The organism is Hydrogenophaga sp. IBVHS1, assembly GCF_002127265.1.
GTDB lineage: Bacteria > Pseudomonadota > Gammaproteobacteria > Burkholderiales > Burkholderiaceae_C > Hydrogenophaga.
On sequence record NZ_NFUU01000001.1, the window covers coordinates 2,986,015 to 2,999,561 of the forward strand.

Annotated in this window: 12 protein-coding genes; 9 read left to right on the top strand and 3 right to left on the bottom strand. The window is 63.6% G+C overall.

Translation table 11 applies throughout. The annotated features are described in order from the left end of the window. Positions 1-2 precede the first annotated feature (2 nt). From CAP37_RS14430 to CAP37_RS14445, 4 genes are read left to right on the top strand one after another with little or no spacing between them, the layout of a single operon-like run. A complete protein-coding gene (locus tag CAP37_RS14430) occupies positions 3-1,427 on the top strand; it encodes an MmgE/PrpD family protein (RefSeq protein WP_086124719.1) in 1,425 nt (474 codons plus the stop codon). Next, positions 1,427-2,596, top strand: a complete 1,170-nt coding sequence (locus CAP37_RS14435; RefSeq protein ID WP_086124720.1) for an acyl-CoA dehydrogenase family protein — start codon at positions 1,427-1,429, stop codon at positions 2,594-2,596. Before CAP37_RS14430 ends, CAP37_RS14435 begins: the two co-directional genes overlap by 1 nt. A gap of 60 nt (positions 2,597-2,656) precedes the next feature. Beyond that, entirely contained in the window at positions 2,657-3,814 is a 1,158-nt protein-coding gene (locus CAP37_RS14440) for an acyl-CoA dehydrogenase family protein (RefSeq protein WP_086124721.1), read from the top strand. 15 nt (positions 3,815-3,829) lie between these two features. After that, a complete protein-coding gene (locus CAP37_RS14445) occupies positions 3,830-4,807 on the top strand; it encodes an acyl-CoA dehydrogenase (protein ID WP_056278375.1) in 978 nt (325 codons plus the stop codon). Positions 4,808-4,835: 28 nt separating this feature from the next. On the opposite strand, the gene CAP37_RS14450 is transcribed toward CAP37_RS14445, so the two are convergent. Further along, complete coding sequence (locus tag CAP37_RS14450) at positions 4,836-6,803, bottom strand: AMP-binding protein (RefSeq protein WP_056278379.1); 1,968 nt, start codon at positions 6,801-6,803, stop codon at positions 4,836-4,838. 101 nt (positions 6,804-6,904) lie between these two features. Between CAP37_RS14450 and CAP37_RS14455 the strand changes: the two genes are divergently transcribed. The 5 genes from CAP37_RS14455 to CAP37_RS21740 all read left to right on the top strand — a co-directional run bounded on the left by CAP37_RS14455 (position 6,905) and on the right by CAP37_RS21740 (position 11,263). Continuing rightward, positions 6,905-7,588, top strand: coding sequence for a nitroreductase (locus CAP37_RS14455; protein ID WP_056278382.1), 684 nt, complete (start codon positions 6,905-6,907; stop codon positions 7,586-7,588). A gap of 63 nt (positions 7,589-7,651) precedes the next feature. Beyond that, positions 7,652-9,289: a class I adenylate-forming enzyme family protein gene (locus CAP37_RS14460; protein WP_086124722.1), complete on the top strand. Its 1,638-nt coding sequence runs from the start codon at positions 7,652-7,654 to the stop codon at positions 9,287-9,289. A gap of 26 nt (positions 9,290-9,315) precedes the next feature. Next, a complete protein-coding gene (locus tag CAP37_RS14465; protein ID WP_056278386.1) occupies positions 9,316-10,518 on the top strand; it encodes a thiolase in 1,203 nt (400 codons plus the stop codon). Next, positions 10,515-10,946 carry a Zn-ribbon domain-containing OB-fold protein gene (locus CAP37_RS14470; protein WP_082586009.1) on the top strand — a complete coding sequence of 144 codons (432 nt, stop codon included), beginning with the start codon at positions 10,515-10,517 and terminating at the stop codon, positions 10,944-10,946. Before CAP37_RS14465 ends, CAP37_RS14470 begins: the two co-directional genes overlap by 4 nt. 125 nt (positions 10,947-11,071) lie before the next feature. Then, positions 11,072-11,263 (top strand): hypothetical protein, encoded by a 192-nt coding sequence (locus CAP37_RS21740; RefSeq protein WP_179190211.1) that lies wholly within the window; start codon positions 11,072-11,074, stop codon positions 11,261-11,263. A 39-nt stretch (positions 11,264-11,302) separates the two neighbouring features. On the opposite strand, the gene CAP37_RS14475 is transcribed toward CAP37_RS21740, so the two are convergent. Continuing rightward, a complete protein-coding gene (locus CAP37_RS14475) occupies positions 11,303-12,499 on the bottom strand; it encodes a CaiB/BaiF CoA-transferase family protein (RefSeq protein WP_056278389.1) in 1,197 nt (398 codons plus the stop codon). Positions 12,500-12,501: 2 nt separating this feature from the next. Further along, positions 12,502-13,530 carry a tripartite tricarboxylate transporter substrate binding protein gene (locus tag CAP37_RS14480; RefSeq protein ID WP_143435943.1) on the bottom strand — a complete coding sequence of 343 codons (1,029 nt, stop codon included), beginning with the start codon at positions 13,528-13,530 and terminating at the stop codon, positions 12,502-12,504. Between the last annotated feature and the right edge of the window lie 17 nt (positions 13,531-13,547).

A 13,547-nucleotide genomic window follows, 5' to 3' on the forward strand; every position in this document is an offset into this window, starting at 1 on the left:
CTGTGCCAACCGACACGACAGACCCCGCGACCGACAACATTGCCACCCAGTTGGCCGCCTTTGCACACGGTCTCAAGCCTGGCATGTTGCCCGCAGTCGTGGTGGAACAGGCCAAGCTGCTGATGCTCGACGCTCTGGGCATCGCCCTGGCCTCGTCTCAGCACGACTTCGCGCACTGCGCTTACCGCGGCTTGCGCGCCCTGGGTGGCGCGGGTGACAGCGCCGTCATGGGCGCCTTTGCACCCCTGCCGCTGCGCGATGCGGTGCTGATGAATGGCATCCTGGTCCACGGGCTGGACTTCGACGACACCCACCCCGGCGCGATCACACACCCCAGTGCCAGCGCCTTTCCGTTGGCGCTGGGTCTGGCAGCGCAACGGCATGCCACGGGGCCCGAGATGATCACGGCCTATGTGCTCGCGATTGAGGTTGCTGCCCGTCTGGGTGCGGCGGCCGGGGGCGGCTTCCACGACGTTGGCTTTCATTCGACCGGCCTGGTGGGAGCTTTTGGGTGCGCGCTGGCGGCCGGCAAGCTGATGGGGCTGGATCAGGTGGGCTTGGAGCATGCGCAAGGCGTGGTGCTGTCGATGGCATCCGGTAGCATGGAATTTCTGAGCGACGGCGCCTGGACCAAGCGCATGCACCCGGGCTGGGCCGGTGTCAGCGGGCTGACCGCCACGGCGCTGGCCGGTGCCGGTTTTCGGGGGCCTTCACAGCCTTATGAAGGGCGCTTTGGTCTGTACGCCAGTCACTTGGCCGCGCGCGGCTTGTTGGCCGATTTGTCGTTGTGCACGCGCGGCTTGGGCGAGCGCTGGGAGCTGCTCGAAGTGGCGGTAAAGCTGTACCCAACCTGCCACTTCACGCACGCCAGCATCGATGCCGCGCTGGCGCTGCGGGCGACGGGGCTGCGTGCCGAGGAGGTGGCATCGGTGCAGGTGCTGCTGCCGCCAGGGGTGCACCCGGTGGTGTGCGAGCCGGTGGCGGCCAAGCGACGACCGGCCAACGTCTATGAATCGCAGTTCAGCATTCACCACCTGGTCGCGCTGGCCCTGCTGCGCGGCGAGCTGGGGCTGGCCGAACTGGATGCCGCCAACCTGAGCGACCCGCAGGTGCAGGCGCTGGCTGACCGCATCGAACACGCGGCCGACCCCGATGCCGATTACCCCACCTTCTTTTCCGGCGAACTGCACGTGCGCACGAACGACGGGCGCGAGCTGCGCTGGCGCGAGTCAGCGCACCGCGGCGCACCGGGCCGGCCGATCACGGCCGCTGACATCGAGGCCAAATTCATGGGCAATGCACTACTGGCATTGCCGCGCGATCAGGCGCTGCGCCTGCGCGATGCGCTGCTGTCGGCCGATCGCGCCGAAGACGCCGCCACTCTGGCGCATACCCTGACCCATTCCAACACCTCCGGATCCCTTTAATGACTACCAGCCCGCCCATCGCCTTTGATGCGGAAAAAGAAACTCTGGTGCTCGACGCCGTCGAGCGCTTTGTCGACCGCGAGATCAAGCCGGTGGCGCAGCGGCTCGAGCACGCCGACGAATGGCCGGCCGACATTGTGGCCGGCATGCGCGAGATGGGCCTGTTCGGCTGCATCATCCGCGAGGAATATGGCGGCCTCGGCCTGTCGGCCAGCACCTATGCCAAGGTCGTGGAGCGCATCGCGCGGGTATGGATGTCGGTTTCGGGCATCATCAACTCGCACCTCATCATGGCCGCCTGCGTGCAGCGCAACGGCACCGAGGCGCAGCGCCAGCGTTTCCTGCCGCGCTTTGCCAGCGGCGAACTGCGCGGCGGGCTGGCGCTGACCGAGCCCGACTGCGGCACCGACTTGCAGGCGGTGCGCACGGTGGCGCGCCGTGACGGCTGCCACTACGTCATCAACGGCACCAAGACCTGGATCTCCAACGGCGTCCATGGCCAGGCCTTTGCCGTGCTGGTCAAGACCGACCCCGCAGCGCAACCGCGCCATCGCGGCATGAGCCTGTTCATCTGCGAAAAAGGCCCCGGCTTCACGTCCACTCGCAAGCTCGAAAAGCTCGGCTACAAAGGCATCGACAGCGCCGAGCTGGTGTTCGACAACTTTCGCGTGTCGGCCGCCAACTTGGTCGGTGGCGTGGAAGGACAGGGTTTCAAGCACGTGATGGGCGGACTGGAACTTGGGCGCATCAATGTGGCTGCGCGCGGCGTGGGTGTGGCGCGCGCCTGCCTGGAGGAGTCGGTAGCCTATGCCCAACTGCGTCGCACCTTCGGCAAGCCGATCTGCGAACACCAGGCGATCCAGCTCAAGCTGGCCGACATGGCCACTCGGGCGGAGGCGGCGCGTCTGCTGGTTGAACAGGCCGCGCGGGCTTATGACGCTGGCCAGCGTTGCGACATGGAAGCCGGCATGGCCAAGCTGTTCGCCAGCGAGGCGGCGGTCGAGAACTCGATGGAGGCCTTGCGCATCCACGGGGCTTATGGCTACTCGAAGGAAATGAACGTCGAGCGCTACTACCGAGACGCGCCTCTGCTGTGCATTGGCGAAGGCACCAACGAATTGCAGCGCTTGATCATTTCCGCCCAGCTGGTGGAACGCAGCCCGATCTGATGTATCGCCTGGGGCGGCGCCTCAACTCGGCGGTGAATGAACCCCTCGGAGGAAAATTTCTTGAACAACCTGCTGTCCGCTTTCCGGTTCGCCGCCCTGCCCGCCGGGACGAATTCATTTCGCGCCGAGGTAAAGGCCTTTCTCCAATCCAGCTTTGAGCCAATGCCCGCCGACATCCGGGCCCGTTCATGGATGGGTTTCAATGCCGCTTTCAGCAAGAAGCTGGCCGCACGGGGCTGGGTCGGCGTGACCTTGCCAGCGCAATACGGTGGCGCCAGCCTGGACGCCTTCTCGCGCTTCGTGCTGGTGGAAGAACTGCTGGCCGCCGGTGCCCCGGTTTCCGCACACTGGATCGCCGACCGCCAGAGCGGGCCCCAGATCCTCAAGTTCGGAACCGAGGCGCAACGCCAGTTCTATCTGCCCAAAATTTGTGCCGCCGAGGCCTTCTTTTGTATCGGCATGAGCGAGCCCAATGCCGGCTCCGACCTCGCCAGCGTTGGCACACGGGCCAGCCGCTGCGAAGGTGGCTGGCGTTTGAACGGCCACAAGATATGGACCACCAATGCGCAGCACTGCCACTACATGATCGCGCTGGTGCGCTCGTCGGGCGAGTCGCAGGATCGGCAAAAGGGCCTGTCGCAGTTCATTGTCGACTTGGCATTGCCCGGCGTGACGGTGCGCCCGATCCGGGATCTAACGGGGGACGCGCATTTCTCAGAAGTGTTTTTCGACAACGTGCTACTGGCCGACGACGCGCTGATCGGCAATGAAGGCAGCGGCTGGGCGCAAGTCAATGCCGAACTGGCCTTCGAGCGCAGCGGCCCGGAGCGGGTGTACTCCAGCATCGTGCTGCTGGAGCACTGGATCACCTGCCTGCGCAGTACACCGGCGGTCTCGGCCCATGCCGCCACCATCGGGCGTTTCGCCACGCACCTGGCCACGCTGCGCAACATGTCGATCGCCGTCACGGCCAAGCTCGACAACGGGGAAAGCCCGTTGGTCGAAGCGGCCTTGGTAAAGGATATAGGCACCGAATTCGAGCAGAGCATTCCCGCCGTGATCGGAGCCGCCATCGCTATGGACCCGGACGCCCTGGTCGATGCCGAGTTGTACCGCGCCGTGGCTTATGTAAGCCAGATTGCGCCCACCTATTCCCTGCGCGGCGGCACGCGCGAGATCCTGCGCGGCATGATCGCGCGCGGTCTGGGCCTGCGTTGAAAACGAGAGCATTCCATGTTTGCACAAGCGATTGAAGATATCCTCGAGGATCAGTGCACGCCCGCCGTGGTGCGCGCGATTGAGGCGGGCGGCTCGACCGCTGCGCTGTGGCAGGCGCTGCAAGGCGCCGGCTTCCTCGAACTGCTGGCGTCCGAGGACGCTGGCGGTGCCGGCCTCCCGCTGGCCGATCTGTTCCCGATACTGTGCAGCTTCGGCCGCTACACGGTGCCGGTGCCGGTGGCTCAGACGATTGTGGCGCGAGCGCTGCTGGGGTCGCAGTTTGCGATGCCCAACGGCATGATTACGCTGGGCGCTGCGTTGCGGCGCGAGGCCGATGGCGCCATCGTGTGCTCATTCACACCTTACGGCCGGGTGGCCGATTTCGTGCTGGCCCAAGATGGTGATGCCTTGTTGCTGCTGCCTTGCGCAGCGGCGCAGCGTGAAGCAAGCGGCGTGCATGGGAGCCTTGCCGCCAACCTGCGCTGGCCCGATGAGCGCATCGCGACGCACGTGCCCGGCGCTGGCCCACTGCTGCCGACATTCGCCGCGGCCTTGCACGCCGCCCTGCTCAGCGGGGCCATGACACGGGTCTTCGAAATGACACTCCAATTCTGCAATGACCGCATCCAGTTCGGCAAAACCCTGGGCAAGTTCCAGGCGGTGCAGCACCAGTTGAGCGTCATGGCCGAACATGTGGCTGCTGCCTCGATAGCCGCCGAAGCAGCGTTCCGTACCGACACGACCACGCCCTCCTTGCTCGCCGCTGCCATGGCCAAATCCCGCACCAGCGAGGCGGCGGTGCTGGTTGCCTCCATTGCCCACGCGCTGCACGGTGCCATTGGCATTGCCGAAGAATACGATCTGCAATTGCTGACCCGGCGTTTGCATGAATGGCGCATTGCCCATGGCTCGGAAGCGCACTGGAACGCATTGATCGGCAATAGCGTGCTGGCTTCAGACGCGTCTATTGCCGATTTTGTACGGTCGGTTTAGCGGGCGAGCGGCCTCGCCAGCCCAGCCACTACCCTGCCAGCTTGCCCTGCAGCTCGGTCACCGCCTCCGGGTTGACCAGCGAGGACAGGTCGCCCGGACCGTCGCCCCGGTACACGGCCCGCACGACGCGACGCATGATTTTCATGTTGCGTGTTTTGGGCAGGTCGCTGACCAGCAGCACCTGTCTGGGTCGGTAGGAGGCGCCCATGCCATGGACAACCGCTTGAGACAGTTCAGCTTGCAGCGCCGCGTCCGCCGCCACGCCGGGCATGGGCACGCAGACGCAGACGATGGCCGAGCCCTTGATCTCGTCGGGCACGCCGATCACCGCCGCCTCTGACACCTTGCCGGTGCCGGTGAGCAGGGTTTCAATCTCCGACGGGCCGGTGCGCTTGCCTGAGACCTTGATCGTGTCGTCGCTGCGGCCGAGGATGTAGAACAAGCCGTCCGCATCGTGCATCGCAAAGTCGCCATGCACCCAGACGCCGGGCAGCGTGCGCCAGTAGCTGTCGAGGTAGCGCTCGTCGTCGCGCCACAGGCTCTTGGTGAAGCCGATGTTGGGGTTGCGCAGCACCAACTCGCCGACCTGGCCCGCGCCGACCGGCTGACCGTTGTCGTTCACGATGTCGACCCCGGCGCCAAGCCCGCGCGCGCCGAACGAGCCTGGTCGCAAGGGGTGGTGCAGGGTGCCGGTGAAGTTGCAGCCGCCCACCTCGGTGCCGCCGACAATGTTGAGGAACGGCAGACGCTCTTTGCAGATGTGCTTGAAGAACCAGCGCCAGGGCGCCTCGGTCCATGCCTCGCCACCGGAGCAGGTGATGCGCAATGCAGACAAGTCGTAGCTTTCGACCTCTGTGTCGCCGTAGCGCATCAGGCTGCGGATCAGCGTGGGCGCGACACCCAGATAGGTGACTTTGTGATCCTGCACCAGACGCCAGAAGCGTCCTGTGTCGGGGTAGTCGGGCGTGCCTTCGGCCACCAGCAGGCTGCCGCCGAAATAGCTCGGGATGCAGGCGCACATGGCACCCACCATCCAGCCCATGTCGCTCATGAAGAAGAAGCGGTCGCTCTGCTTGAAATCGGCGCAGATGTGCATGTCGCGCGTGACCATCGAGCCCAGGAAACTCACGTGGGTCCAGATGCAGCCCTTGGGCTTGCCGGTGGTGCCCGAGGTGTAGAGCAATACGGCGGGTGCCTCGGCGGCCATCTCGGCGGTCGGCATGTCACGGGGTTGGGCGGCGATCAGGCTGGCCCAGTCGTGGTCGCGTTCCGGCGTCATCGGGCATGGGGACGCTTCACCCAGGTGGCGCAGCACCACCACGTGCTGCACGCTGGGTACCTCGCGCAGGGCTTCGTCCAGCACCGACTTCATGACGCCGGGGGTGCCGCGTCTCCAGGTGCCATCCACCGTCAGCACCGCCTTGGCTTGTCCGTCGTTCAAACGGGCGACAATGGGTTGCGGCCCGAAGCCCGAAAACAAGGGCATCAACACGGCGCCGATCTTCAGGACCGCAAAGAACGCGACAAAGGTCTCCGGCAGGTTGGGCATGTACAGGCCGACCCTGTCGCCCCGAGCAATGCCCAGCGACTGCAACGCTCCGGCCAGGCGGCAAACCTCGGCATCAAACTCGCGGTAACTCAAGGACTTGCGGTTTTTCGGGTCTTCGCCCTCCCACACCAGGAAAGGCTGGTCCCACACCGGCGTTCCGCGGTGCCGGTCCAGGCAGTTCAGCACGATGTTGGTGGTACCGCCGACACACCAGCGCGCCCACTCGATGCCGCGCGAGGTGTCAAGCATCTGCGTGTAAGGTTGATAGAAGCGCATGTCGCAAAACTCGAACACCTCTTGCATCAACCAGGCCGGATCGGCATCGGCGCGAGCGCTCAGGTTCTCGAAGCTCGATTCGCCCACTTTGTGCAAGAAGGCGGTCAGGTTGGACCGCGCCATCAGTTCAGGAGCGGGCCTCCATTCAAACGGTTGTTTGGTAGAATTCATGCTGCCATCCTATCCGAACGTAGTATGGGAGTCCAGCGGTGCTGGTCTCACCGCGTCGTTTCTTCTCCGTAGCTCTACGCAGTCAGAAAGGCAGTCCGTCCGTGCATGTTGATGAAGCGATTCGCAGTCGAAAATCGGTCAGGCGGTTTCTACCCACGTCCGTTCCTTCCTCGGTTGTGCAGCACATTTTGAACGTGGCGGCGCGAGCCCCGAGTGGCAACAACGTGCAGCCGTGGAAGGTATATGCGGTGGCGGGCGAGTCCCGGCAGCGTCTGTGCGATGCCTTCATTGAGGCGGCCACGCACGAGCCAGACCGCCACCAGCCTGAATACGCCTACTACCCCACCACCTGGGTCGAGCCCTACCTGGATCGTCGGCGGCGCTGCGGCTTTGGCCTATATGCCAGCCTGGGCATCGCCCGCGACGATGCGGCGGCGCGCGCGCATCAGATGCTGCGCAACTACCTGTTCTTCGACGCGCCGGTGGGCCTGCTCGTCACGCTCGATCGCCGCCTGAACACCGGCAGCTTCATGGATCTGGGCATGTTCATCCAGAACATTCTGGTGGCCGCCCGCGCACAGGGCCTGCACACCTGTGCGCAGGCGGCGCTTGCTTGGTACCACAAAGTGGCGCGTGCCCAACTGCCTATCAGCGACCACGAAATCCTCGCTTGCGGCATCGCCCTGGGACACGAGGACCTGTCGGCCCCGGAGAACGCCTTCATCACCGAACGAACCGATGTGGAGACGTTTTCCAGCTTCCATGGTTTCGACGCGGCTCGCTGAGCTCACGCGCCAGCGATTGAACCTTTGATTCATTCCGACAAGCACACCCAAAGGAGCCGAGCGATGATTCTGCACACTGCTGAGACCTTGAAGCGTTACACCGAAAGCGGCCACTGGGGCCGGCGCACCCTGCTCGATTTGCTGCGCGAGACGGCGGCCAAGGCGCCGGAGCGGCCCGCCGTGGTCGACCCGGCTGATCGGCCTGATCTGACCGGAACAGCAGCACAGAACCTGAGCTATCGGGAGTTCGCCGCGGCCGTCGACGCCATCGCGACCGGGCTGCTGGACATGGGTTTGCGCAAGGATGAAATCGTCGTCGTGCAACTGCCCAACGTATGGGAACTGGTTGCCATGTTTCTTGCGGTCAGCCGCGCCGGCGGCGTGCTCTCGCCGATGCCGATTCAGTGGCGCGACAACGAGTTCCAGAATGTCAAGAAACTCACCGAGGCGCGCTTCTTCTTCGGGATGCGCGATTTCAAGGGTGCCGATCAACTCGCCATCGCCGAGAAGACCGGATTTGTCGCGCTGCCGATCGAGCGTATTGCCGAGATGGCGCGTGGTGCGGCCGACGTGGCCAGGCTCGACGCCATCGGTGTCGACGCCAACGACATTTTCAGCCTATGCTGGTCGTCCGGCACCGAAGCCCTTTCCAAGGGCTGCCCGATGTCTCACAACAACTGGCTCTTTCAGATGAACCTGATCCCGCTGACGGCCGGGCTGCACGAAGGGGACCGGGTGCTGGCGACCGCGCCGGTGGTCAACATGACCGGTGTGGCAACCTGGCTGGCTTCGCTGGCCATCGGGGGCACGACGCTCTTGCATCACCCGCTGAACATGCCGCTGCTTCTCAAGCAGTTGATGCATGACCAGGTGCATTTCACCCTGCTGGTGCCTGCCCTGCTGAACATGATCCTCAAGTTGCCCAACGTCGATCAGCTTGACTTCTCCAGCGTGCGCTGCATCGCCTCGGGTTCGGCGCAACCCTCGCGCTGGAGCATGGAGGAGTTCAAGCGGCGCTGGAACATCGAAATCCTGCACGCCTGGGGACAGACCGAAGGCACCGCGGTGTTTGCAGGGGCGCGAGACGTGCCCGATTTCGCCAAGCGGGCAGATCACTTTCCGTGGTGGGGTCGCCCGGGCGTCGAGTGGCCCTCGGACATCCAGGGTGTAGAGATGAAGCTGCTCGATGAGAGCGGTGCAGAATGCACGCAGCCCGGCCAGGTGGGCGAGCTGGTCTACCGCGGACCCAATGTGTTTGCTGGCTATTACCAGCGGCCGGACCTGGAGATAAGCACGTTCACCCCAGACGGCTTTTGCCGCACAGGTGACTTTTTCATCGTGCGGGACGTTCACCACATCGGTTTCTTTGACCGCAAGAAAGACATCATCATTCGCGGTGGCTTCAACGTTAGCGCAGCCGAGGTCGAGAACCTGGTTCTCACCCATCCCGGCGTGCAGGAGGTGGCGGCGGTGGCGGTGCCCGACGAGATCATGGGCGAGAAGACCTGTATCTTCGTCGTTCCGAAGGACAAGGCCCAGCCGCCGGCGCTGGAGGATATCGTCGGCCACCTGAAGCAGATCGGCGTGGCGGCTTACAAGCTGCCCGAGCGCATCGAGTACCTTGACGCCATCCCGCGCAACCCGGTAGGAAAAATCCTGAAGGCAGAACTGCGCAAGCACCTGCGCCCCGCGGCTGCCTGAGCCCACTCCGACCCACGAACCCAGTTATGGCAAACATCAAATCCGCACCCTCGTCGCATACGCTTCGCGGTAAAACCGCGATCATCGGTGCGGGCATTTCCGCCGTCGGCCGCGTGCCGGGCAAGAGCGCGCTCGCGCTGGCCGCCGACGCAGCGGGCAAGGCGCTGGCCGAGGCCGGCATCGGCAAGCACGAGGTCGATGGCGTGCTCTCAAGCTCCGCCTTTGCCTCGCCGTTCCACCGCTTCAGCGTGGCTTTCAGTGAATACCTGGGCATCCAGCCAACGTTTTCCAACACGCTGCAGGTCTCCGGCGCCACGGCGGCCACCATGTTCAACATCGCCGCCGCCGCCATTGCCGGCGGCCTGGCCGAGACGGTGCTGGTGGTGGGGGGCGACAGCCTGCTGACCGGTCTGTCCCCCGACCTTGCCCTGCGCTCGATGACCGAAAGCCGGGACCAGCAATACGAAATGCCCTTCGGCATTCCCGTGGCCAACACCTTCGCCATGACCGCGCATCGGCACATGAAAGAGTTCGGCACCACCTCCGAGCAGTTTGCCAAGGTGGCGGTGATCCACCGCGAACACGCACGCCGCACGCCGGGGGCGCAGATGACCGATCCGCTGAGCGTCGATGACGTGCTGAATTCCGGCTGGGTGACAACGCCTTACCACAAGCTCGACTGCTCTCTCATCTCCGACGGCGCAGCAGCCTTCATCGTCACGTCGGCCAAGCGCGCCAGGGCGCTGGGAATTGCCAAGCCCATTTACATCCTCGGCGGCGGCGAATGCTACACGCACGAGCACATCTTCCTGATGCCCTCGCTGACCACCACGGGCGCGGTGCAGTCGAGTGCCAGGGCCTACGACATGGCGGGCTGCAGGCCGAAGGACATCGACGTGGCCGGCGTCTATGACTGCTTCACCGGCACGGTGATCATGATGCTGGAGGACCTCGGTTTCTGCCCCAAGGGCGAGGGTGGGCGCTTCGTCGAGGACGGGCAGATCACCTACGGCGGAGCCATCCCCTGCAACACCCATGGCGGCCTGCTGTCGTTCGCGCACTCGGGCATGCCGGGCTCGCTGTTTCATTTCTACGAGGTAGTCAACCAGCTGCGCGGAAACTGCGGCGAGCGCCAGGTCGCGGACGCTGAACTCGGCCTGGTGCACAGCCTGGGTGCCGGTTTTGCGACCAACGCCACCACCATCCTGGGAACGGAGGCCACGCTGTGATCAACCAAAAAGACGCCCACCTCAAGCCGCAGCCGATGCCGGATTCGGATTCGGAAATCTATTGGCGCGGCATTCAGGGGGGCAAGCTGCTGCTGCAGCACTGCCCAGCGTGCGACCACGTGCAGCTCTACCAACAGGCGATCTGCCGTGAGTGCGGTAGCGAGCGCCTTGAGCACCGCGCCTCCAGCGGTCGCGCCAAGGTGCATTCGTTCAGCGTGGTTCACCGGGCGCCCGGGCCGGCCTTCAAACAGGACACGCCCTATGCCGTGCTGCTGGTAGAACTCGAAGAAGGTCCGCGGATGATCAGCGCCTTCGTCGGTCCAGATCCTTCGGTGGTCACCTTCGACATGGCCGTCGAGCTGGTTTGCGAGCCCGTCGGTGGCGGTGTGACGCTGCCGCGATTCCGGGCGGCCGGACTTCAAGCGTGAAACAGCGTCTTTGCGCGCCTTCTGAGCGTGTCTGAACAAATGATTCAACTCAATGCGAGATTTCGCTGACCCCATTTCGCTGCGTCGTCCTCCCAGACTGTAGTCGAGGGGGCTCTGACCTGACGATGACCACGGTTGCGCGGCGGGCGATTGAGCCCTTGTCAATGCACGATTGGATCGTGGCAATCTTTGCACCGGTCGGCTACAGCAAGACGACATTGATGGGAGGATGGTTTCGCGCTTGCAAAGACGCCGACCCCGTGCGGGTGGGCCTCGACGCCTCCTGGCGCGACCAAGTGTTCTTTGCCCGTTTGTAGTCTTGGATCAGAGATCAGTGAAATTTAACAGCAATAGGCTCATTGTTGAACCGCTGCCTCAGACAACAACGCTCGGATGTGTTCGTCGGAATAGCCAAATTCGCGCAACAGTTCCACCGTGTTCTCCCCCAATTTGGGTGCATGGTGCCTCTTTTCCGGTACTGAATGCGACCACTCGGTAGGGATGCTTACATCTAGCATTTCCCCTTCGCTTGGATGAGTGACCTGCTGGATGTATCCGGTTTCCGCAAGATGAGGGTCGGCCAGGATGTCGTCAATGCTGTACATGCGTGCTGCGGGAATATCTGCGTGCTCCAGCAGCGCAAGCCACTCCCCAGTGCTTCGTGTTCGAAAGATTTCGCCGAGAAAGCCGTAGACGTGGTCAATGTGCTCGAGGCGCTTGCCCTGGCTGCTGAAGCGCACGTCCTGCGCAAATACCTCGGACTTGCCAATGGCATCGAAGAAGCTACGCCAATGCTTGTCGTTGTACACCAGGACGCAGATATGGCCATCGCTTGTCTCGTAGGGTCGGCGATCACGTGCGAGACTACGTTGATATCCGGAAGGTCCCGTCGACGGTCTATAGAGGTGCCCGGCAAGGTGCTCACCAAGCACTATGGAAAGCATGCCTTCAAACATGGGCACATCAATCCGCTGTCCAATGCCGGAACGCTCGCGATAGAACAGTGCAGCGGTGATGGCGTTGCACAGTTGCAGACCGACCACGCGGTCGACCAATACCATGGGGGCATACCGGGGCGTCTCTCCAGTGGCCTGACCCGTAAGCCAAGGGATGCCGCACATGCCTTGGATGAGATCGTCGTAGGCGGGTTTTGCGGCGTAGGGGCCACGCTGACTGAATCCGTAGGCGCCAGCGTAGACGATCTTCGGAGACACCTTCTTCAGGTCTTCGTACCCGAGGCCCAGGCGAGCCATAGCCTGCGGCCGGATGTTGTAGAGCAGCACATCTGAGCTGGCTGCCATGTGCAGCAGCGCGTCGCGACCTGAAGGCTTCTTGAGGTCGAGAACGATGGAGCGCTTGTTGCGGTTGGTCGTCAGGTAGAAGTGGCCCATGCCAGGATTTCGCATAGGGCCGGCTTGACGCATCACGTCCCCGCCAGGCGGTTCGACCTTGATCACATCGGCACCCAAGTCAGCCAACTGCTGGCTGGCATATGGGCCCATGATCACACTCGTCAGATCGAGAACGCGAATGCCAGAAAGAGGTCCGCTCATTTTCAATCGACTTTCGCGCCGGAGAGTTTGACGACCTTTCCCCACTTGTCATACTCGATGTTCATGAAGGACTTGAACTCGGTGGGGGGCAAGGTCCATGCCTCGTAGGCCATGCCACGAATGGCCTGCTGAAGTTCTGGGGTCTGCATCGCTTTGAGAGCGGCCTGATACAGCCGGTCGACGACGGGTTGAGGGAGTTTGGCAGGGGCCACCAGACCGAACCACAGGTCGCTACCCGCTTCGTCGAAGCCTGGCACACCGGACTCGCGCATGGTGGGCACGTCGGGCAGATAACTGCTGCGCTTGACACTGGTCACGGCAAGCGGCCTGACATGGCCGGCACGGATTTGAGGCAGCGAGGTGATGGGGATATCGAACATGGCCGAGACGCTGCCGCCCATGACGTCCACCAGGGCGGGTGCACTGCCCTTATAAGGAATGTGCTCGAGCTTCGCGCCTGTCAACGCTTTGAGCAGCTCTCCGGAGAGGTGGTTGGTTGCGCCGTTGCCGCCCGATGCGTAGTTGGCCGAAACACCACTACGCTTGGTCCATGCAATGAACTCGGCCAGCGTGTTGGCTGGCACCTTGGGGTTGATGACCAGCACGTTGGTGTACGAAACGATGGGAGTGATCGGAGTCAGATCGGTGCGCGGATCGTAGGGGTGGCGTGGGTAGAGGTGTGGATTGATCGCGGTCGTGCCGGTGTGAGCCATTCCGATGGTGTAGCCGTCGGGTGCTGCCTTGGCCACCCCGTCGATGCCGATGCTGCCTCCGGCCCCTGGGCGGTTGTCCACGATGATGGGCTGGCCGAGCACTTCCCCCATGCTCTTGGCGAGGGACCGTGCCAGTACGTCGGTCGGCCCGCCTGCAGAGAATGGCACGATCATACGGATGGGCTTTGATGGGTAGTCCTGCGCAAAGCTCGCAAGAGGGACGGCGAGAAACAGGCCAGAAAGGGTGAGGCCCAGCACGGTTCGAATCGGGGTCATTGTCTTGTCTCCTAGGGTTATGGTCTTGTCGCGGCGAATCAAGGTTATGGGCTTCTTTC